Genomic DNA, 19,208 nt, shown 5'->3' on the forward strand with positions numbered 1-19,208 from the left:
GTCGCTTGACGCGGGCCGGGTCGCCCGCTAGATTACTAACCAGTCAGTCATTAGAGAGCGCTTCATGTCCTCGCAGCCTGCCCGGAGCCGCCGCTGGCTCCTTCCCGTCCTCGCGAGCGCCGCCTTGCTGGCGGCCTGCACCAAGCCGGCCCCGGCGCCCGACCCCGTTCGCTCCGTGAAGGTGGTGACCGTCGGCACCTCCGCCTACCAGTCCGGCCTCGAGTACTCCGGAGAGGTCCGTCCACGGATCGAATCGCGGCTAGGGTTCCGCGTCGCCGGCAAGATCGTCAAACGCCAAGCCCAGCTCGGTCAGCGAGTGAAACCGGGCGAGGTGCTCGCGCAGCTCGATGCGCAGGACTACCGGCTGGCCGCGGACGCGGCCAGGGCGCAGGTGAACGCGGCGAAGACCAACCGGGATCTCGCCGCGGCGGACCTGAAGCGCTACCAGGTGCTGCGCGACCAGAACTTCATCAGCGGCGCGGAACTCGAGCGACGGGACACCGCCTTCCGCGCCGCGCAGGCGCAGCTGGACCAGGCGTCGGCGCAGCTCGCGTCGCAGTCCAACCAGGCCCGTTACGCGGACCTCGTGGCGGACGTCGCCGGCGTGATCACGGCCGTCGACGCGGAGCCGGGGCAGGTGGTCACCGCCGGCATGCCGGTGGTGCGCATCGCCGTGGACGGCCCGCGCGACGTCCTCTTCTCGGTGCCCGAGGACAAGATCGCCGCCGTCCGCGCCGGCTCGCCGGTCGCGGTGAAGGTGTGGTCCGGCGGTGCGTTCGACGGCCAGGTGCGCGAAGTCGCCGCCAGTGCCGACCCGGTGACGCGCACGTTCACGGTGAAGGTCGGCATCGACGGCAGCACGCAGCCGCCGCTGGGCACGACCGCGAGCGTGGCGCTCCAGTCGCCCACCATGGCCGGAACGCAGGTCGTCAAGCTGCCCACCAGCGCCTTGCGCCAGGAAGGCAAGGGCAGTGCGGTGTGGGTGCTCGATCGCCCGACGATGACCGTGCGCTCGCAGCCCGTCCAGGTCGCCACGGCCGACGGCAACGAAGCGGTGATCGCCGCCGGCGTCCAGCCCGGCATGACCATCGTCGCGGCAGGCGTGCACGTGCTGCAGCCCGGGCAGAAGGTCCGCATCTGGGACGAGCGCGCCGGTGCGCCGGCTGCCGGCGCGGCGAACGTGCCGCAGGGCGCCGTCCAGCCGGTCGTCTCGCGCTGAGCACGCCATGACCGAGCAAGACGACCCGAAGCCCGGGTTCAACCTCTCGCGCTGGGCGCTGGAGCACCCCGCGCTCACGCGCTACCTGATGGTGGTGCTGATGGTGTTCGGCCTCGCCGCCTACTTCCAGCTGGGGCAGGACGAGGACCCGCCGTTCACGTTCCGCGCGATGGTCGTGCGCACGTACTGGCCCGGCGCGACCGCGCAGCAGGTGGCCGAGCAGGTCACCGACAAGATCGAGCGCACGCTGCAGGAAGTGCCGTATGCCGACAAGATCCGCAGCTACTCCAAGCCGGGCGAGTCGCAGATCATTTTCCAGATCAAGGACTCGTCGAAACCCGGCGACGTCGCCGGCGTCTGGTACTCGGTGCGCAAGAAGGTCGGCGACATGCGCTTGCAGCTGCCCGCCGGCGTGCAGGGACCGTTCTTCAACGACGAATTCGGCGACGTCTACGGCGTGATCTACGCGCTGGAGGCCGACGGATTCAGCTATGCCGAGGTGAAGAAGTTCGCCGACGACGTGCGCCAGCAGCTGCTGCGCGTGCCCGACGTCGCGAAGGTGGAACTGTTCGGCGTGCAGGACGAGAAGCTGTACGTCGAGATCTCGCAGAAGCGGCTGTCGCAGCTGGGCCTGGACCTGAACCAGGTGCTGCAGCAGCTCGGGCAGCAGAACGCCGTCGAATCCGCGGGCGCGGTGCAGACGCCGCTGGACGTGGTGCAGGTGCGCGTGGGCGGCCAGTTCGAGGCCGTCGAGCAGCTGGCGGCCATGCCGGTCCGCGGGAGCTCGGGCAACCAGCTGCGGCTGGGCGACATCGCCGAGGTCAGGCGCGGCTATGTCGATCCGCCGGTCACGAAGGTCCACCACGGCGGCAAGGAAGTGATCGCGCTCGGCGTGTCGATGGCCAGGGGGGGCGACATCATCCAGCTGGGCAAGTCGCTGCGCGCGGCGACGCACCGCGTCGACGACGGCCTGCCCGCTGGCATCAAGCTCGTGCAGGTGCAGGACCAGCCGAAGGCGGTGTCGACCTCGGTCAACGAATTCGTGCGCACGCTCATCGAGGCGGTGGCGATCGTGCTGGCGGTGAGCTTCCTCGCGCTGGGCTTCCACAAACGACCCGGCGAGGGGCTGCCGCTGTGGAGGCGCTACTACGTCGACGTGCGCCCCGGCCTCGTGGTCGGCATCACGATCCCGCTGGTGCTCGCCGTCACGTTCCTGGCGATGGACTACTGGGGCATCGGCCTGCACAAGATCTCGCTCGGCTCGCTGATCATCGCGTTGGGCCTGCTGGTCGACGACGCGATCATCGCGGTCGAGATGATGGTGCGGAAGATGGAGGAGGGCTACGACAAGGTCCGCGCCGCCACCTTTGCGTACGAGGTCACGGCCATGCCGATGCTCACCGGCACGCTGATCACGGCCGCCGGCTTCCTGCCGATCGGCCTGGCGAAGTCCACCGTCGGCGAGTACACGTACGCGATCTTCGCCGTCACGGTGATCGCGCTCGTGATCAGCTGGCTCTGCTCGGTCTACTTCGTGCCTTACCTCGGCACCCTGCTGCTCAAGGCCAAGCCGGTCAGCAGCGAGCACCACGAGCACTTCGACACCGCGTTCTATCGCAGCTTCCGTCGCGCGGTGAACTGGTGCGTCGAACACCGCTGGGCGACCATCGGCGCCACGGTGCTGGTCTTCGCGCTCGGCGTCGCCGGCATGGGCAAGGTGCAGCAGCAGTTCTTCCCCGACTCCAGCCGGCCCGAGATCCTGGTCGACATCTGGTTCCCCGAAGGCGCGTCGTTCGCCGCCAACGAGCAGGTCGCCAAGCGGCTGGAGCAGCGCCTGCTGCGCGAGCAGGGCGTCGCGTCGGTCACGACCTGGATCGGCTCCGGCGTGCCGCGCTTCTACCTGCCGCTGGACCAGGTGTTCCCGCAGACCAACGTGTCGCAGTTCATCGTGCAGCCGCGTGACCTGAAGGTGCGCGAGCAACTGCGTGTGCAGTTGCCCGCCTTGCTCGCCACCGAATTCCCCGAGGTGCGCGGCCGCGTCAAGCTGCTGCCCAACGGCCCGCCGGTGCCGTACCCGGTGCAGTTCCGCGTCGTCGGCAGCGAGCCGCAGGAGTTGCGCGCGCGCGCCGAGGAGGTGAAGGCCGCGATGCGGCAGAACCCGAACACCCGCGGCGTGAACGACAGCTGGAACGAGTCGGTGAAGGTGCTGCGCTTCGAGGTCGACCAGGCCAAGGCGCGCGCGCTGGGCGTCACCAGCCAGTCGATCGCGCAGGCCTCGCGCACCATCCTGGCCGGCACGCCGGTGGGGCAGTACCGCGAGGGTGACAAGCTGATCGACATCGTGCTGCGCCAGCCGCTCGAGGAGCGCAACGCGATCACCGACCTGGGCAATGCCTACCTGCCGACCGCGAGCGGCAAGTCGATCCCGCTGACGCAGATCGCCAAGCCCGTGTTCACGTGGGAACCCGGCGTGATGTGGCGCGAGAACCGCGACTACGCGATCACGGTGCAGTCGGACATTGCCGAGGGCCTGCAGGGCGCGACCGTCACGGAGCAACTGCTGCCGACGCTGCGCAAGCTGGAAGCCAACTGGCCGCAGGGCTACCGCATCGACGTCGCCGGTGCGGTCGAGGAGAGCTCCAAGGGCTCGTCGTCCATTGCTGCCGGCATGCCGGTGATGCTGTTCATCATCTTCACGCTGCTGATGCTGCAGCTGCAAAGCTTCAGCCGCGCGCTGCTGGTCTTCATCACCGGGCCACTGGGCATTGCGGGTGTGGCCGGCGCGCTGCTGGTGCTGGACCGGCCGTTCGGCTTCGTCGCGCTGCTCGGCGTGATCGCGCTCATGGGCATGATCCAGCGCAACTCGGTGATCCTGATCGACCAGATCGAGCAGGACCGCGCACGGGGCGTGCCGGCCTGGGAGGCGATCGTCGAGTCGGCCGTGCGGCGCCTGCGGCCGATCGTGCTCACGGCGGCCGCGGCCGTGCTGGCCATGATCCCGCTGTCGCGCTCGGTGTTCTGGGGGCCGATGGCGGTGGCGATCATGGGCGGCCTGATCGTCGCGACGGTGCTCACGCTGCTGGCGCTGCCCGCCATGTACGCCGCCTGGTTCCGGGTGCGGCGGCCGGGGCAGCCCGCGGCCGAGCCAGGCGGTTCTGGCGCGGTCCCGGCGTCAGCTTAAAATCGGGGGCTGACCGACTTTCGGGCGGGCGGCCGGGGCATCCGGGCCGCCCGCCCTGCTTTTGGACCGCGCGGGTGGCGAAATTGGTAGACGCACCAGGTTTAGGTCCTGACGCCTTCACGGGCGTGTCGGTTCGAGTCCGACCCCGCGCACCACGAAATCTTTGAAGCGAGAGACACCATGTCCGTGACCGTTGAAACCCTCGAGAAGCTCGAACGCAAGATGACGCTGACCCTGCCGGTCGACGTGATCAAGTCCGAGGTCGATTCCCGCCTGAAGCGCCTGGCGCGCACCGTCAAGATGGACGGCTTCCGCCCCGGCAAGGTGCCGATGAACGTCGTGGCGCAGCGCTATGGCTACTCGGTGCACTACGAGGTCATGAACGACAAGGTCGGCGAGGCCTTCGCCCAGGCGGCGAACGAAGCCAAGCTGCGCGTCGCTGGCCAGCCGCGGATCACCGAGAAGGACGGCGCGCCCGAGGGCCAGCTGGCCTTCGACGCGATCTTCGAGGTCTACCCCGAGGTGAAGATCAACGACCTGGCCGGCGCCGAGGTCGAGCGCGTGTCCGCCGAAGTGAGCGACGCGGCCATCGACAAGACGCTGGACATCCTGCGCAAGCAGCGCCGCACCTTCGCGCAGCGCGCGCAGGACGCCGGCGCGCAAGACGGCGATCGCGTGACGGTCGACTTCGAGGGCAAGATCGACGGCGAACCCTTCCAGGGCGGCAAGGCCGAAGCCTTCCAGTTCCTGGTGGGCGAAGGCCAGATGCTCAAGGAGTTCGAGGACGCCGTGCGTGGCATGAAGTCCGGCGAGAGCAAGACCTTCCCGCTGGCGTTCCCCGCCGACTACCACGGCAAGGACGTGGCCGGGAAGACCGCCGACTTCCTCGTGACGGTCAAGAAGATCGAGGCCGCGAACCTGCCCGAGGTGGACGACCAGTTCGCCAAGGCGCTGGGCATCCCCGACGGCACGGTCGCCGCGTTGCGCGCCGACGTGAAGAAGAACCTGGAGCGCGAGGTCAAGTTCCGCCTGCTGTCCAAGAACAAGCAGGCCGCGATGGACACGCTGGTGGCCCAGGCCGAGCTGGACCTGCCCAACAGCATCGTGCAGGCCGAGATCGACCGCATGATCGAGCAGCAGCGCGCCGAGCTGAAGCAGCGCGGCCTGAAGGACGTCGAGAAGCTGCCGATCCCCGACGAGATCGTGCGTCCGCAAGCCGAGCGCCGCGTGCGCCTGGGCCTGGTCGTCGCCGAACTGGTTCGCGCCAACGACCTGCAGGCCAAGCCCGAGCAGATCCGTACCCACGTCGAAGAGCTGGCCGCCAGCTACGAGAAGCCGCAGGACGTCGTTCGCTGGTACTACGGCGACAACCGCCGCCTGGCCGAAGTCGAGGCCGTCGTGATCGAGAACAACGTCACCGATTTCGTGCTGTCCAAGGCCAAGGTCGTGGACAAGCAGGTGTCGTTCGACGAACTGATGGGCCAGGGCTGATCGCCGCCCGTCAGGGCGGTCCCGAAGGGGGCTCGGTCGAGCGGGGGTTGCATCCCGCCGCCCGGGCCCCATCTCTTTTGCGGCTACGATCCACAAGGAATACCGAGAACCCCCATGAGCGCACTTGACACCCAGGGCCTGGGCCTGATCCCCATGGTCATCGAGCAGTCCGGCCGCGGCGAGCGGTCGTACGACATCTATTCGCGCATGCTGCGCGAGCGCGTCATTTTCCTCGTCGGACCGGTGAACGACCAGACCGCCAACCTGGTGGTCGCGCAACTGCTGTTCCTCGAGAGCGAGAACCCCGACAAGGACATCTCGCTGTACATCAACTCGCCCGGCGGCAGCGTGAGCGCGGGCCTGGCGATCTACGACACGATGAACTTCATCAAGCCCGACGTTTCGACGCTGTGCACCGGCATGGCGGCGAGCATGGGCGCCTTCCTGCTGGCCGCGGGCGCGAAGGGCAAGCGCTTCTCGCTGCCGCACTCGAAGATCATGATCCACCAGCCGCTGGGCGGCATGCAGGGCCAGGCGACGGACATCGAGATCCACGCGAACGAGATCCTCAAGACCCGTGCGCTGTTGAACAAGATCCTGGCCGACAAGACCGGCCAGCCGCTCGATCGCATCGAGCGCGACACCGAGCGCGACTACTTCCTGTCCGCGGACGAAGCGCGCGACTACGGCCTGGTCGACCAGGTCATCGCCAAGCGGCCCTGAGGCCAAGACCACCGACCCGAGCCCGCTCCCGGTTGCGGCAGCACAACGGCGCCTTCTCCGACAGGGGGCGCCGTGCCCGCATTGGGTATCATTGAATTCACTAGTCGGAGAGGCAACCGCCAATGGCCGAGAAAAAGGGCTCATCCAGCGAGAAAACGCTTTACTGCTCGTTCTGCGGGAAGAGCCAGCACGAGGTCAAGAAGCTGATCGCGGGCCCGTCGGTGTTCATCTGCGATGAATGCATCGACCTGTGCAACGAGATCATCCGCGACGAACTGCCGGCGGGTGACGAGCAGCGCGAGGCGCGCGGCGACCTGCCGACGCCGGCCGAGATCAAGGCCAACCTCGACAACTACGTGATCGGCCAGGACCCCGCGAAGCGCTCGCTGTCCGTCGCCGTCTACAACCACTACAAGCGCCTGCGCCACAAGGACAAGGCCAAGAAGGACGAGGTGGAGCTCACCAAGAGCAACATCCTCCTGATCGGCCCCACCGGCTCGGGCAAGACGCTGCTGGCGCAGACGCTGGCGCGCATGCTGGACGTCCCCTTCGTCATGGCCGACGCCACGACGCTCACCGAGGCCGGCTACGTCGGCGAGGACGTCGAGAACATCATCCAGAAGCTGCTGCAAAGCTGCAACTACGAGGTCGAGCGCGCCCAGCGCGGCATCGTGTACATCGACGAGATCGACAAGATCTCGCGCAAGAGCGACAACCCCAGCATCACGCGCGACGTCTCCGGCGAAGGCGTGCAGCAGGCGCTGCTCAAGCTGATCGAAGGCACCATGGCCAGCGTGCCCCCGCAGGGCGGGCGCAAGCACCCGAATCAGGACTTCCTGCAGATCGACACGACCAACATCCTGTTCATCTGCGGCGGCGCGTTCGCCGGCCTCGAGAAGGTCATCGAGCAGCGCACCGAGGGTTCGGGCATGGGCTTCGGCGCCTCGGTCAAGAGCAAGAAGGAACGCACCCTCACCGACGTCTTCCGCGACGTCGAGCCCGAGGACCTGATCAAGTTCGGCCTCATCCCCGAGCTGGTCGGTCGCATGCCCGTGGTGGCGACGCTGGCCGAGCTGTCCGAGGAGGCGCTGGTGCAGATCCTCACCGAGCCGAAGAACGCGCTGGTCAAGCAATACGGCAAGCTGCTCGCGATGGAAGGCGTGGACCTCGAGGTGCGGCCCAACGCGCTGCGCGCCATCGCCCGCAAGGCGCTGGCCCGCAAGACGGGCGCCCGCGGCCTGCGGTCCATCCTGGAGCAGTCGCTGATCGACACCATGTTCGAGTTGCCCAACATCAGCAACGTCGACAAGGTGGTGGTGGACGAATCCACCATCGAGGAAGCCAAGCCGCCGCTGCTCGTGTACCGCGAAGCGGCCAAGAAGGCCTGACCGGCGCGAATGGCAGAGCCCGCAGCGTCCCGAATCCGCCGCGAGCCGACCCTTCTGCCCCCACCGGCACCCCGCCGGGTTGAAAATCCCCGTACGCCGCCCACCTAGGGCAGGCAACCAAGGAGTCCCATGTCCGGACACGTGCCGCTTCCATCCACCCCGCTCGAGCTGCCGCTGCTGCCGCTGCGCGACGTGGTGGTGTTTCCCCACATGGTCATCCCGCTGTTCGTCGGCCGGCCCAAGAGCATCAAGGCGCTCGAGGCCGCGATGGAGGCGGAGCGCCGCATCATGCTCGTGGCCCAGAAGGCCGCCGCCAAGGACGAACCCGCCGTCACCGACATGTTCGAGGTCGGCTGCGTCTCCACGATCCTGCAGATGCTCAAGCTGCCCGACGGCACCGTGAAAGTGCTGGTCGAGGGCCAGCAGCGCGCCCGCGTCGCCAAGATCGTCGACGGCGAGTCGCACTTCGTCGCGACCGTCTCGCCGGTGGACCCGGCCGAGCAGGAAAGCAAGACCAGCGAGGTCGAGGCGCTGCGCCGCGCGGTGATGCAGCAGTTCGACCAGTACGTGAAGCTGAACAAGAAGATCCCGCCGGAGATCCTCACGTCCATCTCCAGCATCGACGACCCGGGCCGCCTGGCGGACACCATCGCCGCGCACCTGCCGCTCAAGCTGGACAGCAAGCAGATCGTCCTCGACCTGGCCGACATCAAGGGCCGCCTCGAGAACCTGTTCGAGCAGATCGAGCGCGAGGTCGACATCCTCAACGTCGACAAGCGCATCCGCTCGCGCGTCAAGCGCCAGATGGAGAAGAACCAGCGCGACTTCTACCTGAACGAACAGGTGAAGGCGATCCAGAAGGAACTGGGCGAGGGCGAAGAGGGCGCCGACATCGAGGAGATCGAGAAGAAGATCAAGTCGGCCAAGATGCCCAAGGACGCGCTGAAGAAGGCCGAGGGCGAGCTGAAGAAGCTCAAGCTGATGTCGCCGATGTCCGCCGAGGCGACCGTCGTGCGCAACTACATCGACGTGCTCACCGGCCTGCCCTGGAGCAAGCGCACCAAGATCAAGCACGACCTCGCGCATGCCGAGGACGTGCTGAACGAGGACCACTACGGCCTCGAGAAGGTCAAGGACCGCATCCTCGAATACCTCGCGGTGCAGCAGCGCGTCGACAAGGTCAAGGCGCCGATCCTGTGCCTGGTCGGCCCGCCCGGCGTCGGCAAGACCTCGCTCGGCCAGTCGGTCGCGAAGGCCACCGGCCGCAAGTACGTGCGCATGGCGCTCGGCGGCATGCGCGACGAAGCCGAGATCCGCGGCCACCGCCGCACCTACATCGGCGCGCTGCCGGGCAAGGTGCTGCAGTCGCTGTCGAAGGTCGGCACGCGCAACCCGCTGTTCCTGCTGGACGAGATCGACAAGCTGGGCACCGACTTCCGCGGCGACCCGTCGTCGGCGCTGCTCGAGGTGCTGGACCCGGAGCAGAACCACACCTTCAGCGACCATTACGTCGAGGTCGACTTCGACCTGTCGGACGTGATGTTCGTGGCGACGTCCAACTCGATGAACATCCCGCCGGCGCTGCTGGACCGGATGGAGGTGATCCGCCTCTCGGGCTACACCGAGGACGAGAAGACCAACATCGCCATCAAGTACCTGCTGCCCAAGCAGATGAAGAACAATGGCGTGAAGGAGTCCGAGCTCGAGGTGACCGACGACGCCATCCGCGACGTCGTGCGCTACTACACGCGCGAAGCGGGCGTGCGTTCGCTCGAGCGCGAGCTGTCGAAGATCTGCCGCAAGGTGGTCAAGGGCCTGCAGCTGAAGAAACTGCAGCCCAAGGTCGTCGTCAACGAGGAGAACCTCAACGACTTCCTCGGCGTGCGCAAGTTCTCCTATGGGCGTGCGGAGAACCAGAACCAGGTCGGCCAGGTGGTCGGCCTCGCGTGGACCGAAGTCGGCGGCGACCTGCTGACGATCGAGGCGGCGCTGATGCCCGGCAAGGGCAACATCCAGCGCACCGGCTCGCTCGGCGACGTGATGAAGGAATCGGTCGAGGCCGCGCGCACCGTGGTGCGCAGCCGCTCGCGCCGCCTGGGCATCAAGGACGAGATGTTCGAGAAGCGCGACCTGCACATCCACGTGCCGGACGGCGCGACGCCGAAGGACGGCCCCAGCGCGGGCGCCGCGATGACGACGGCACTCGTGTCGGCGCTCACGGGCATCCCGGTGCGTGGCGACGTCGCGATGACCGGCGAGATCACGCTGCGAGGCGAGGTCACGGCGATCGGCGGCCTGAAGGAGAAGCTGCTTGCGGCACTGCGCGGCGGCATCAAGACGGTGCTGATCCCCGAGGAGAACACCAAGGACCTGCAGGAGATTCCCGAGAACGTGAAGAACGGCCTCGAGATCGTGCCGGTGAAGTGGATCGACAAGGTGCTCGAGGTCGCCCTCGAACGCCAGGCCGAGCCGCTGCCCGAAGACGAACCGCAGGCCGCTGCGCCCGTGGTTCCCGCGGCAGGAAAGGGCGGTGCCGACCCCGCGGCGACGGGGACCTCGGTCACGCATTGAAGATGCACTCATCCGGTGGCGGAACCCGCCGGATTTGTGCCATAATCTCTTTCTCACGCGGGAGTAGCTCAGTTGGTAGAGCGCAACCTTGCCAAGGTTGAGGTCGAGAGTTCGAGACTCTTCTCCCGCTCCAATTTCCACGAAAAGGGAAGCATCCGCTTCCCTTTTTTGTCGGTGACGCACGCGGCGCGTTAGCAAAGCGGTTATGCAGCGGATTGCAAATCCGTTTAGGTCGGTTCGACTCCGGCACGCGCCTCCAGCATCTCCTTCAGCCCCGCCCGATGCGGGGCTGCTTTCCTTTTGGCGTAAAGTGGCCGGCAGTGCCTCGGTGGTGGAACTGGCAGACACAGCGGACTTAAAATCCGCCGCTTGCTGAAAGGCGGCGTACGGGTTCGACCCCCGTCCGAGGCACCACCACCGGGCCGCCGGCCCCTCCCAATGCCCAACTACGACAACGCTCCCTTCGAGATCCATGTGCACGGGGACGTGCCGGTGCGCGCCGACGTCACCTATGCGCAGCTGCAGGAGGCGCTCAAGCCCCTGTGGAAATACGCGGGCGCCAAGTCGCTGGCCGACGGCGCCGAAAGCGCCTACGAGGAGGAGCCCGGCATCAAGTTCGATGCGCACGAGCACCTGCTGACCATGTGCTGGACCATCAACGGCCGCGAGGACTTCCGCCAGTCGCTCGACGAGATGTGCATGGGCCTGAACGAACTGGCCGAGCAGGGTGCCGCGATCGAGGTCACCTTCTACGACGCCGAGTTCGACGAGGAAGAAGAGCCGCCCGAGGCCGAGTCGCGCGACGACTTCATCATGCTGTTCGTCGGCCCGACGCCGGCGGCCATCATGCAGGTGCAGCGCGACCTGCTGGTCGAGGACGTGGTGAACCTGATGGAACGCCATTTCGACGGCGCCGAGCTCAATGGCGTGGTCGCCGAGATCGACAAGCTGTTCTCGCAGCGTTTCGACGCGCTGGTCAGTTCGCTGGAGATCGGCAAGCCGCCGCGCGGCAGCGGTGGCGGCGGGCACGGCGGCGGGCGCCGCCCGCGGCACCTGCACTGAGGACAGCGAAAGCGGCCATGGGCCGCTTTTTCATTGGAGGAGGCGAGACTTGGCACTGTTCCCGCAGGACGCGCTGAACCCCGGCGTGCGGCGCCGCGAGGTGTTCGGCTGGGCGATGTACGACTTCGCCAACTCCGGCTATACGACCGTCGTCATCACCGCGGTGTTCGCCGCGTACTTCGTCGGCGGCATCGCGGGCAAGGCCGCGTGGGCCACCTTCGCCTGGACGGCCGCGTTGAGCGCGTCGTACGCGATCGTGATGGTCACGATGCCCAGCATCGGCGCCTATGCCGACCTGCGCGCGGCGAAGAAGCGCCTGCTGGCACTGACGACCCTCGCCTGCGTGGCCAGCACGGCTGCGCTGGCCCTTGCCGGGCCGGGCTCGGTGGCGCTGGCGGTGCTCCTCATCATCCTGTCCAACACCTTCTACAGCTACGGCGAGTCGCTCACGGCGGCCTTCCTGCCCGAGCTCGCGCGGCCGCACGCGATGGGCAAGGTGAGCGGCTGGGGCTGGGGTTTCGGCTACTTCGGCGGCATGCTGGCGCTGGGCATCTGCCTCGCGTACGTGCTGTGGGCGCAGGCGCAAGGCATCCCGGCGCATCGCTTCGTCCCGGTGACGGTGCTGATCACCGCAGCCATCTATGGCCTGGCATCCATCGTGACGTTCCGCCTGCTGCGCGAGCGCGCGCAGCCGAACCCGGAGGCCACGCGGCAAGGCGGCGTGGCGGCTTCACTGCGGCAACTGCACGCCACCTGGAAGCAGGCACGCCGCTATCGCGACTTCGTCTGGCTGATGGCGTGCGCGGTCTTCTACCAGGGCGGAGTGGCCGTTGCGGTGTCGTTGGCCGCCATCTATGCCGAGCACGTGATCGGCTTCCAGCAGCAGGAGACGATGGTGCTGATCTTCGTGCTGAACGTCGCCGCCGCCGGCGGCGCGTTCGCCTGGGGCTACCTGCAGGATCGCATCGGCCACAAGCTCGCCCTGGGCAGCACGCTGGTCGGCTGGATCGCCACCTGCCTCATCGCGGCTGCTTCGACGACCAAGGGCCAGTTCTGGTGGGCGGCCGCCATCGCCGGGCTGTGCATGGGATCGAGCCAGTCCGCGGGCCGCGCGCTGGCAGGCCTGTTCGCGCCCCAGCGCCAGTCGGCCGAGTTCTTTGGGCTGTGGACGTTCGCCATCCGCCTGGCCAGCATCATCGGCCCGCTGATGTATGGCGTGATCACCTGGGCCAGCGGGGGCAACCAGCGCGCGGCCATCCTGGCGACAAGCGTGTTGTTCGTCGTCGGCCTCGTGCTGCTGATGAAGGTCGACGTCGCGCGCGGGCGTGACGCTGCGTCCGCGCCGCAGGAGGTGCCCGCATGAGCGCCATGTTCGACCCGGCGCGCCACGAGGCATTGCAAGCTCGCACGTGGCAGCCCGACGTCGCTCGCGACGCCATCCATCGCATCGTCGAGGCGACGCTGGCGGACTACCAGCCGGGCCGCGGCTGGGCGACGCACCCGAACGACGATCCGTACCCGGACCCGGTCGATGGCCTGTACTTCGGCACTTGTGGCATCGCGTGGGCCCTGCGCTACCTGCACCAGCGCGGCGTGTGCGACGCGCCGCCCGACTTCGGCGACCACCTGCGCGCGCAGCGCGGCCAACCGGGCCACGAGGGCTCCTACCTGTTCGGCGAAGTGCCGGTCCAGCTGCTGTTGCATGCGATGGATCGCGACCCGGTGCGCGCCGACCGTCTCGAGGCCTTGATCCGCGGCAACTTGCAGGCGCCAGAGCGCGAGCTGATGTGGGGCTCGCCGGGCACCATGCTGGCGGCGCTGTTCATGCACCGGCGCACCGGCGAGCCGCGCTTCACCGACCTGTTCCGCGAGACCGCGGACGTGCTGCGCGGGCAGCTGCTGTGGTCCGACGAGTTCCAGTGCGACTACTGGACGCAGGACATGTACGGCCAGAAGTCCACGTACCTCGACGCCGTCCACGGCTTCGTCGCGACCGCCTGCGTGCTGGCCCAGGGCCGAGACCTGCTGCCGCCGGCGGACTGGGACGACTGGGTGCACCGCATCGGGCGCACGGTACGCGCCACGGCTGATCGCGAAGAGGGGCTCGCCAATTGGCGTGCCTGGCTCACGGAGCCGCCGGGGCGGCCCAAGCTGGTGCAGTTCTGCCATGGCGCGCCCGGCTTCGTGATCTGCCTGGCCGACAGTCCCGACGACTCGCTCGCCGACCTGCTGCTCGAAGCCGGCGAGACGACCTGGCGCGCCGGCCCGCTGCGCAAGGGCAGCAACCTGTGCCACGGCACGGGCGGCAACGGCTATGCGTTCCTCAAGCTGTTCCAGCGCACCGGCGACGAGCAGTGGCTGCGGCGGGCCCGGGCCTTCGCCATGCACGGCATGGCGCAGGCCGATGCCGACCATGCGCGCTTCGTCCAATGGCGGCACGGCCTGTGGACCGGCGACATCGGCCTCGCGATCTACCTGCTGGATTGCATCGAGGGCCAGGCGCGGTTCCCGACCCTCGACGTGTTCGATGCCTAGGCCGCTGCGACGGGGATGTTCTTGAACTCGCCCGTCGCGATGCGCTTGCTCCACTCGGCGGGACCGGTCGTGTGCACGCTGGTGCCGGTCGAATCGACGGCGACGGTGACCGGCATGTCGACCACGTCGAACTCGTAGATCGCTTCCATGCCCAGGTCGGCGAAGCCGAGCACCTTCGACTGCTTGATCGCCTTGGACACCAGGTAGGCGGCGCCACCGACGGCCATCAGGTACGCGGCCTTGTGCTTCCTGATCGATTCGATGGCGACCGGCCCGCGCTCGGACTTGCCGACCATGCCGATCAGGCCGGTCTGCGCCAGCATCATCTCGGTGAACTTGTCCATGCGCGTCGACGTCGTCGGGCCGGCCGGGCCGACGACTTCATCGCGAACCGGGTCCACCGGGCCGACGTAGTAGATGACGCGGTTGCGAAAGTCCACGGGCAGCGGCTCGCCCTTGGCCAGCATGTCCTGGATGCGCTTGTGCGCGGCGTCACGGCCGGTGAGCATCTTGCCGTTCAGCAGCAGCGTCTGGCCCGCCTTCCAGGTGGCGATCTCTTCCTTCGTCAGCGTGTTCAGGTCGACGCGCTTGCTCTTCTGCGTGTCGGGCGCCCAGTCGATCTTCGGCCACAGGTCCAGGCTCGGCGGATCGATGTAGGCGGGGCCCGAGCCATCCAGCACGAAGTGCGCGTGGCGCGTCGCGGCGCAGTTGGGGATCATCGCCACCGGCTTGCCCGCGGCATGGCAGGGGAACATCCTGATCTTGATGTCCAGCACGGTGGTGAGGCCGCCCAGGCCTTGCGCGCCGATCCCAAGCGCGTTGACCTTCTCGAACAGTTCGAGCCGCATCTCCTCGAGCTTCGACAGCTTCTCGCCGCGCGAGGACTTCGCCTGCAGCTCGTACATGTCGAGGTCTTCCATCAGCGCTTCCTTGGCCAGCAGCACCGCCTTCTCCGCGGTGCCGCCGATGCCGATGCCCAGCATGCCGGGCGGGCACCAGCCAGCGCCCATGTCGGGGACCGTCTTGAGCACCCAGTCGACGATGGAGTCGCTCGGGTTGAGCATCACCATCTTGCTCTTGTTCTCGCTGCCGCCGCCCTTGGCCGCGACGGTCACGTCCACCTTGTCGCCGGGCACGAGTTCGACGTTGACAACCGCCGGCGTGTTGTCCTTGGTGTTCTTGCGCTCGAACTGCGGGTCGGCGACGACCGACGCGCGCAGCGTGTTGTCCGGGTGCAGGTAGCCACGGCGCACGCCTTCGTTGACGGCGTCCTCGAGGCTGCCCGTGAACCCTGCGAGCTTCACGTCCATGCCGATCTTCAGGAACACGTTGACGATGCCGGTGTCCTGGCAGATCGGGCGGTGGCCCGTGGCGCTCATCTTGCTGTTGGTCAGGATCTGCGCGATGGCGTCCTTGGCCGCGGGCGACTGCTCGCGCTCATACGCTCGCGCGAGGTGCGCGATGTAATCCGCCGGGTGGTAGTAGCTGATGTATTGCAGCGCGGCGGCGATCGATTCGATCAGGTCGGCTGCCTTGATGGTCGTCGGCATGGTGTTCGCACGGTAATGGGGGGCTTACATCCATTATCCCAAACGCTGTTGAGCCGGCAGTCGCACGCCGCGAGGAGAGGCGCATACTGAGGTGACGATCAGACGCAGGCCGCCGGACTTTCCCGTCCATGTCGCGGGTGCTGCAGATGTCGCGCTGGAGAAAATTCATGCACCAGTTCCTCGTGAACAACCGGGAGGAGCTCATAGAACGCTGCAAGGAGAAGGTTGCGCAGCGCCCGCGCCGTGCCGCGACCGACCAGCAGCTTGTCCATGGCGTCCCCATCTTCCTCGAACAACTGATCCGCACCTTGGAGGCGGAGGAACTGGGCGAGTCCGCCGAAGGGACGCGCATTTCTGGCGCCTCGGGTGGCGACGGCACCGCGCTGTCGGAGATCGGGCTGAGCGCGGCCGCGCACGGGCGCGAGCTTCTGGAACTGGGCTTCACCGTGGACCAGGTCGTCCACGACTACGGCGACCTTTGCCAGGCCATCACGGATCTGGCGGTGGAGCGCGACGCACCGTTCAGCGTGAACGAGTTCCGGACGCTGAATCGTTGCCTCGACAATGCCATAGCCGACGCGGTCACCGAGTTCAGTTACCAGAGGGACCTCTCCCGGTTCGAGGAACAAGCGGCCGAAGCCAACCAGCGGATCGGATTCCTGGTGCATGAACTGCGCAACGCGCTCGGGACCGCGAAGCTGGCAGTGGGCGCGCTGGAGTTGTCCAACATGCCGATCACGGGAGCCACCGGTGCCGTCCTCAAACGCAGCCTGGGTGCGCTGCAGAAGCTGATCGACAAGACGATCGACGAGGTTCGGTCGTCGCCCCGGCCGACGATCGTCCGCGAGGTTTTCCTGGTCACGGACTTCCTTGCCGATGCGGCCGCGACGGCCAGGCTCGATCCAAAAGCCCACCTGTGCAGGTTCGAAGTCGTTCCTGCCGACCCCGCGCTCAGCGTGGAGGCCAATCGGGGCATCCTGTCTGCCGCGCTCGGCAACCTCCTGCAGAACGCGTTCAAGTTCACCCGGCCCAACGGGATCGTGCAACTCCGCGCTGTCCAGGATGGCAGCCGCGTCTTGATCCAGGTTCAAGACGGCTGCGGCGGACTTCCCGCGGGAAGCGCGAGCCGGATCTTCATCCCGTTCTCGCAACGGAGTGACGACAGGACCGGACTGGGACTCGGGTTGTCCATTGCACGCAAGAGCGTGGAGGCGGATGGGGGCACCCTGAGCGTCCAGGATCTCCCTGGCCTCGGATGCGTGTTCACGATCAGTGTGGAACTGGCACCGTCCGGCGCTGCGCCAATCGGCGCCCAGGACCGCACGTGACGTCGCTGCCCGGTCAACCGGCAGTGGCGGGGTCGATGACCGCGGAGACTTCGGAGATGCGGTTCGCCGGGAATCCGCCGCGCTCCGCGTGCTCGCGCACGTCCTTCTCGCTGTCCGCGATGTACACGCAGTAGACCTTGTCCCCGGTGACGTAGCTCTGCTGCCAGTTCACCCGCGGACCCATCTCCCGCAGCACGCCGCACGACTTCTGCGCCACCGCCTGGAGGTCCTGCGACGTCATCTTGCCGGCGCCCGGGATCTCGCGCTCGATGAGGTACTTGGGCATGGCTGTCTCCTGCCGTTGAAATAGGGGCAGGGAGTATGGCCGCGCAGGCCGCATTTGCAAGGCGACCGGGTCACCGTGTGATACGGTGGCTGCTCACCTCACGAGGCGCATCGATGAGCACCCGCACCGAGAAAGACACGTTCGGCCCGATCGAAGTCCCCGCGCACCGGCTCTGGGGCGCGCAGACGCAGCGTTCGCTGCAGAACTTCGACATCTCCGGCGAGCGCCAGCCGCGCGAGATCATCCGCGCGCTGGTGCAGATCAAGCGCTCGTCGGCCGTCGCCAACCACCTGCTGGGCCTGCTCGACGACCGCAAGGCGTCCGCGATCATCGCGGCCGCCGACGAAGTTCTGCGTGGCGAGCACGACGACGAGTTCCCGCTGGTGGTGTGGCAGACGGGCTCGGGCACGCAGACCAACATGAACGTCAACGAGGTGCTCGCCAATCGCGCGAGCGAGCTGCTCGGGGGCGAACGCGGCGAAGGCCGGCTGGTGCACCCCAACGACGACGTCAACCGCAGCCAGTCGTCCAACGACGTCTTTCCCACGGCCATGCACGTGGCCGCCGTGGACGCCATCCGCAACCGCCTGCTGCCGTCGCTGGCCGCGCTGCGCGACACGTTCTCCGCCAAGAGCGCGGCGTTCAAGGACATCGTGAAGATCGGGCGCACGCACCTGCAGGATGCGACGCCGCTCACGCTGGGGCAGGAGTTCTCCGGCTACGTCGCGCAGCTGGACCAGGCCGACCGCCACCTGCATGCGAGCCTGCCGCACCTCTGTGAGCTGGCGCTTGGCGGCACCGCCGTCGGCACCGGGCTGAACGCGCCCAGGGGCTATGCCGAAGCCGTCGCGAAGGAACTGGCCCGCCTCACCAGCCTGCCGTTCGTGACTGCGCCGAACAAGTTCGAGGTGATGGCAGCGGCCGACGCACTCGTTCACGCGCACGGCGCTCTCAAGACGCTCGCCGCCAGCCTGTTCAAGATCGCCAACGACATCCGCTGGCTGGCCAGCGGACCGCGCAGCGGCATCGGCGAACTCTCGATCCCGGAGAACGAACCCGGCTCGTCGATCATGCCGGGCAAGGTGAACCCGACGCAGTGCGAAGCACTGACGATGGCCTGCGCGCAGGTGTTCGGCAACGACGTCGCCGTGAACATCGGCGGTGCTTCCGGCAACTTCGAGCTCAACGTGTTCCGGCCGATGATCGCCCACGCCTTCCTGCAGAGCGTGCGGCTGCTGGCCGACGGCATGCGCAGCTTCAACGACAACTGCGTTGTGGGCATCGAGCCCAACCGCGAGCGCATCGGCGACCTGGTCGAGCGCTCGCTGATGCTGGTGACGGCGCTGAACCCGCACATCGGCTACGACAAGGCCGCCCAGATCGCGAAGAAGGCGCACAAGGAAGGCACCAGCCTGCGCGAGGCGGCCGTCGCCACCGGCTACGTCACGGCGGAACAATTCGACGCGTGGGTGCGGCCGGCCGAAATGGTGGGGCCGCGCTGAGCGCCGTGGTCTGCGTCTCTGCGGCGACGCAGCGCTGCTCCTCGTTGAGCAGCAGTGCGTTGATGCCGGCAGCGACGTCGTCAGGCAACGTGCAGTCGACCTCGTCGCCGCGGGCATCGCATGCCGTGGCCCAGGTGATGTCGTAGAGCAGGTAGGCCGCACGGCCGCAGAACTCGCGAGTCTCCAGCGGAACCACTGGCCGGGCCGGCGTCTTGCCGGCCAGGTGCGGCAACGGCCAACGCCAGGCCGCCGCGGGGATGTCGAGCAGCGCGACCACCAGTGCCAGCGGCACCAACAGGCCGGACGCCTTCAGGAGCGGGGACATGGCCGTGAACGTCTTCCGGCCAGCCTACAACGGAAAAGGGCGCCTCG

The 19,208-nt window shown here is 67.6% G+C and carries 14 protein-coding genes and 4 tRNA genes; 15 read left to right on the top strand and 3 right to left on the bottom strand.

Annotated features, from left to right (window positions below; genetic code table 11):
* Nucleotides 1-64: 64 nt before the first annotated feature.
* From I8E28_RS10310 to I8E28_RS10370, 13 genes are all read left to right on the top strand, one after another.
* A complete protein-coding gene (locus tag I8E28_RS10310; protein ID WP_200787937.1) occupies nt 65-1,219 on the top strand; it encodes an efflux RND transporter periplasmic adaptor subunit in 1,155 nt (384 codons plus the stop codon).
* Nucleotides 1,220-1,226: 7 nt separating this feature from the next.
* Nucleotides 1,227-4,400, top strand: coding sequence for an efflux RND transporter permease subunit (locus I8E28_RS10315; protein WP_200787939.1), 3,174 nt, complete (start codon nt 1,227-1,229; stop codon nt 4,398-4,400).
* Nucleotides 4,401-4,468: 68 nt separating this feature from the next.
* Nucleotides 4,469-4,555, top strand: a tRNA-Leu gene (locus tag I8E28_RS10320).
* A gap of 25 nt (nt 4,556-4,580) precedes the next feature.
* Entirely contained in the window at nt 4,581-5,891 is a 1,311-nt protein-coding gene (gene tig, locus I8E28_RS10325; protein WP_200787940.1) for a trigger factor, read from the top strand.
* A 114-nt stretch (nt 5,892-6,005) separates the two neighbouring features.
* Nucleotides 6,006-6,614 carry an ATP-dependent Clp endopeptidase proteolytic subunit ClpP gene (gene clpP, locus I8E28_RS10330; RefSeq protein WP_200787941.1) on the top strand — a complete coding sequence of 203 codons (609 nt, stop codon included), beginning with the start codon at nt 6,006-6,008 and terminating at the stop codon, nt 6,612-6,614.
* A 122-nt stretch (nt 6,615-6,736) separates the two neighbouring features.
* Nucleotides 6,737-8,002: an ATP-dependent Clp protease ATP-binding subunit ClpX gene (gene clpX, locus I8E28_RS10335; protein WP_200787942.1), complete on the top strand. Its 1,266-nt coding sequence runs from the start codon at nt 6,737-6,739 to the stop codon at nt 8,000-8,002.
* 129 nt (nt 8,003-8,131) lie between these two features.
* Nucleotides 8,132-10,573, top strand: a complete 2,442-nt coding sequence (gene lon, locus I8E28_RS10340) for an endopeptidase La (protein WP_200787943.1) — start codon at nt 8,132-8,134, stop codon at nt 10,571-10,573.
* Nucleotides 10,574-10,630: 57 nt separating this feature from the next.
* A tRNA-Gly gene (locus tag I8E28_RS10345) sits at nt 10,631-10,706 on the top strand.
* Between the two features lie 52 nt (nt 10,707-10,758).
* Nucleotides 10,759-10,832: transfer RNA gene (locus I8E28_RS10350), tRNA-Cys, on the top strand.
* Between the two features lie 63 nt (nt 10,833-10,895).
* Nucleotides 10,896-10,987: transfer RNA gene (locus tag I8E28_RS10355), tRNA-Leu, on the top strand.
* A 24-nt stretch (nt 10,988-11,011) separates the two neighbouring features.
* Nucleotides 11,012-11,635 carry a DUF6806 family protein gene (locus I8E28_RS10360; protein ID WP_200787944.1) on the top strand — a complete coding sequence of 208 codons (624 nt, stop codon included), beginning with the start codon at nt 11,012-11,014 and terminating at the stop codon, nt 11,633-11,635.
* 49 nt (nt 11,636-11,684) lie between these two features.
* Complete coding sequence (locus I8E28_RS10365) at nt 11,685-12,998, top strand: MFS transporter (protein ID WP_200787945.1); 1,314 nt, start codon at nt 11,685-11,687, stop codon at nt 12,996-12,998.
* Entirely contained in the window at nt 12,995-14,170 is a 1,176-nt protein-coding gene (locus tag I8E28_RS10370; protein ID WP_200787946.1) for a lanthionine synthetase C family protein, read from the top strand. The genes I8E28_RS10365 and I8E28_RS10370 overlap by 4 nt, the downstream gene beginning before the upstream one ends.
* Here the strand turns inward: I8E28_RS10370 and I8E28_RS10375 are convergent.
* A complete protein-coding gene (locus I8E28_RS10375) occupies nt 14,167-15,720 on the bottom strand; it encodes a fumarate hydratase (RefSeq protein WP_200787947.1) in 1,554 nt (517 codons plus the stop codon). The genes I8E28_RS10370 and I8E28_RS10375 overlap by 4 nt on opposite strands.
* A gap of 167 nt (nt 15,721-15,887) precedes the next feature.
* On the opposite strand from I8E28_RS10375, the gene I8E28_RS10380 reads away from it, so the two are divergent.
* Nucleotides 15,888-17,048 (top strand): sensor histidine kinase, encoded by a 1,161-nt coding sequence (locus I8E28_RS10380; RefSeq protein WP_200787948.1) that lies wholly within the window; start codon nt 15,888-15,890, stop codon nt 17,046-17,048.
* A 13-nt stretch (nt 17,049-17,061) separates the two neighbouring features.
* Here I8E28_RS10380 and I8E28_RS10385 read toward each other — a convergent pair whose 3' ends face one another.
* On the bottom strand, nt 17,062-17,334 hold the full coding sequence (locus I8E28_RS10385; RefSeq protein WP_200787949.1) for a DUF4242 domain-containing protein: 273 nt from the start codon (nt 17,332-17,334) through the stop codon (nt 17,062-17,064).
* Between the two features lie 113 nt (nt 17,335-17,447).
* Between I8E28_RS10385 and fumC the strand changes: the two genes are divergently transcribed.
* Complete coding sequence (fumC, locus tag I8E28_RS10390; RefSeq protein WP_200787950.1) at nt 17,448-18,836, top strand: class II fumarate hydratase; 1,389 nt, start codon at nt 17,448-17,450, stop codon at nt 18,834-18,836.
* Here the strand turns inward: fumC and I8E28_RS10395 are convergent.
* Nucleotides 18,778-19,161 (bottom strand): hypothetical protein, encoded by a 384-nt coding sequence (locus I8E28_RS10395; protein WP_200787951.1) that lies wholly within the window; start codon nt 19,159-19,161, stop codon nt 18,778-18,780. The genes fumC and I8E28_RS10395 overlap by 59 nt on opposite strands.
* Nucleotides 19,162-19,208 lie beyond the last annotated feature (47 nt).

This window comes from Ramlibacter algicola, assembly GCF_016641735.1.
Classification (GTDB): Bacteria; Pseudomonadota; Gammaproteobacteria; order Burkholderiales; family Burkholderiaceae_C; genus Ramlibacter; species Ramlibacter algicola.

Excerpts from the sequence above, each read along its gene's own strand:
- I8E28_RS10385 (WP_200787949.1), bottom strand. The coding sequence starts at position 17,334 with ATGCCCAAGTACCTCATCGAGCGCGAGATCCCGGGCGCCGGCAAGATG.
- fumC (WP_200787950.1), top strand. The coding sequence starts at position 17,448 with ATGAGCACCCGCACCGAGAAAGACACGTTCGGCCCGATCGAAGTCCCC.
- I8E28_RS10370 (WP_200787946.1), top strand. The coding sequence starts at position 12,995 with ATGAGCGCCATGTTCGACCCGGCGCGCCACGAGGCATTGCAAGCTCGC.
- clpP (WP_200787941.1), top strand. The coding sequence starts at position 6,006 with ATGAGCGCACTTGACACCCAGGGCCTGGGCCTGATCCCCATGGTCATC.
- lon (WP_200787943.1), top strand. The coding sequence starts at position 8,132 with ATGTCCGGACACGTGCCGCTTCCATCCACCCCGCTCGAGCTGCCGCTG.
- clpX (WP_200787942.1), top strand. The coding sequence starts at position 6,737 with ATGGCCGAGAAAAAGGGCTCATCCAGCGAGAAAACGCTTTACTGCTCG.
- I8E28_RS10360 (WP_200787944.1), top strand. The coding sequence starts at position 11,012 with ATGCCCAACTACGACAACGCTCCCTTCGAGATCCATGTGCACGGGGAC.
- I8E28_RS10395 (WP_200787951.1), bottom strand. The coding sequence starts at position 19,161 with ATGTCCCCGCTCCTGAAGGCGTCCGGCCTGTTGGTGCCGCTGGCACTG.
- I8E28_RS10380 (WP_200787948.1), top strand. The coding sequence starts at position 15,888 with ATGCACCAGTTCCTCGTGAACAACCGGGAGGAGCTCATAGAACGCTGC.
- I8E28_RS10310 (WP_200787937.1), top strand. The coding sequence starts at position 65 with ATGTCCTCGCAGCCTGCCCGGAGCCGCCGCTGGCTCCTTCCCGTCCTC.
- tig (WP_200787940.1), top strand. The coding sequence starts at position 4,581 with ATGTCCGTGACCGTTGAAACCCTCGAGAAGCTCGAACGCAAGATGACG.
- I8E28_RS10315 (WP_200787939.1), top strand. The coding sequence starts at position 1,227 with ATGACCGAGCAAGACGACCCGAAGCCCGGGTTCAACCTCTCGCGCTGG.
- I8E28_RS10375 (WP_200787947.1), bottom strand. The coding sequence starts at position 15,720 with ATGCCGACGACCATCAAGGCAGCCGACCTGATCGAATCGATCGCCGCC.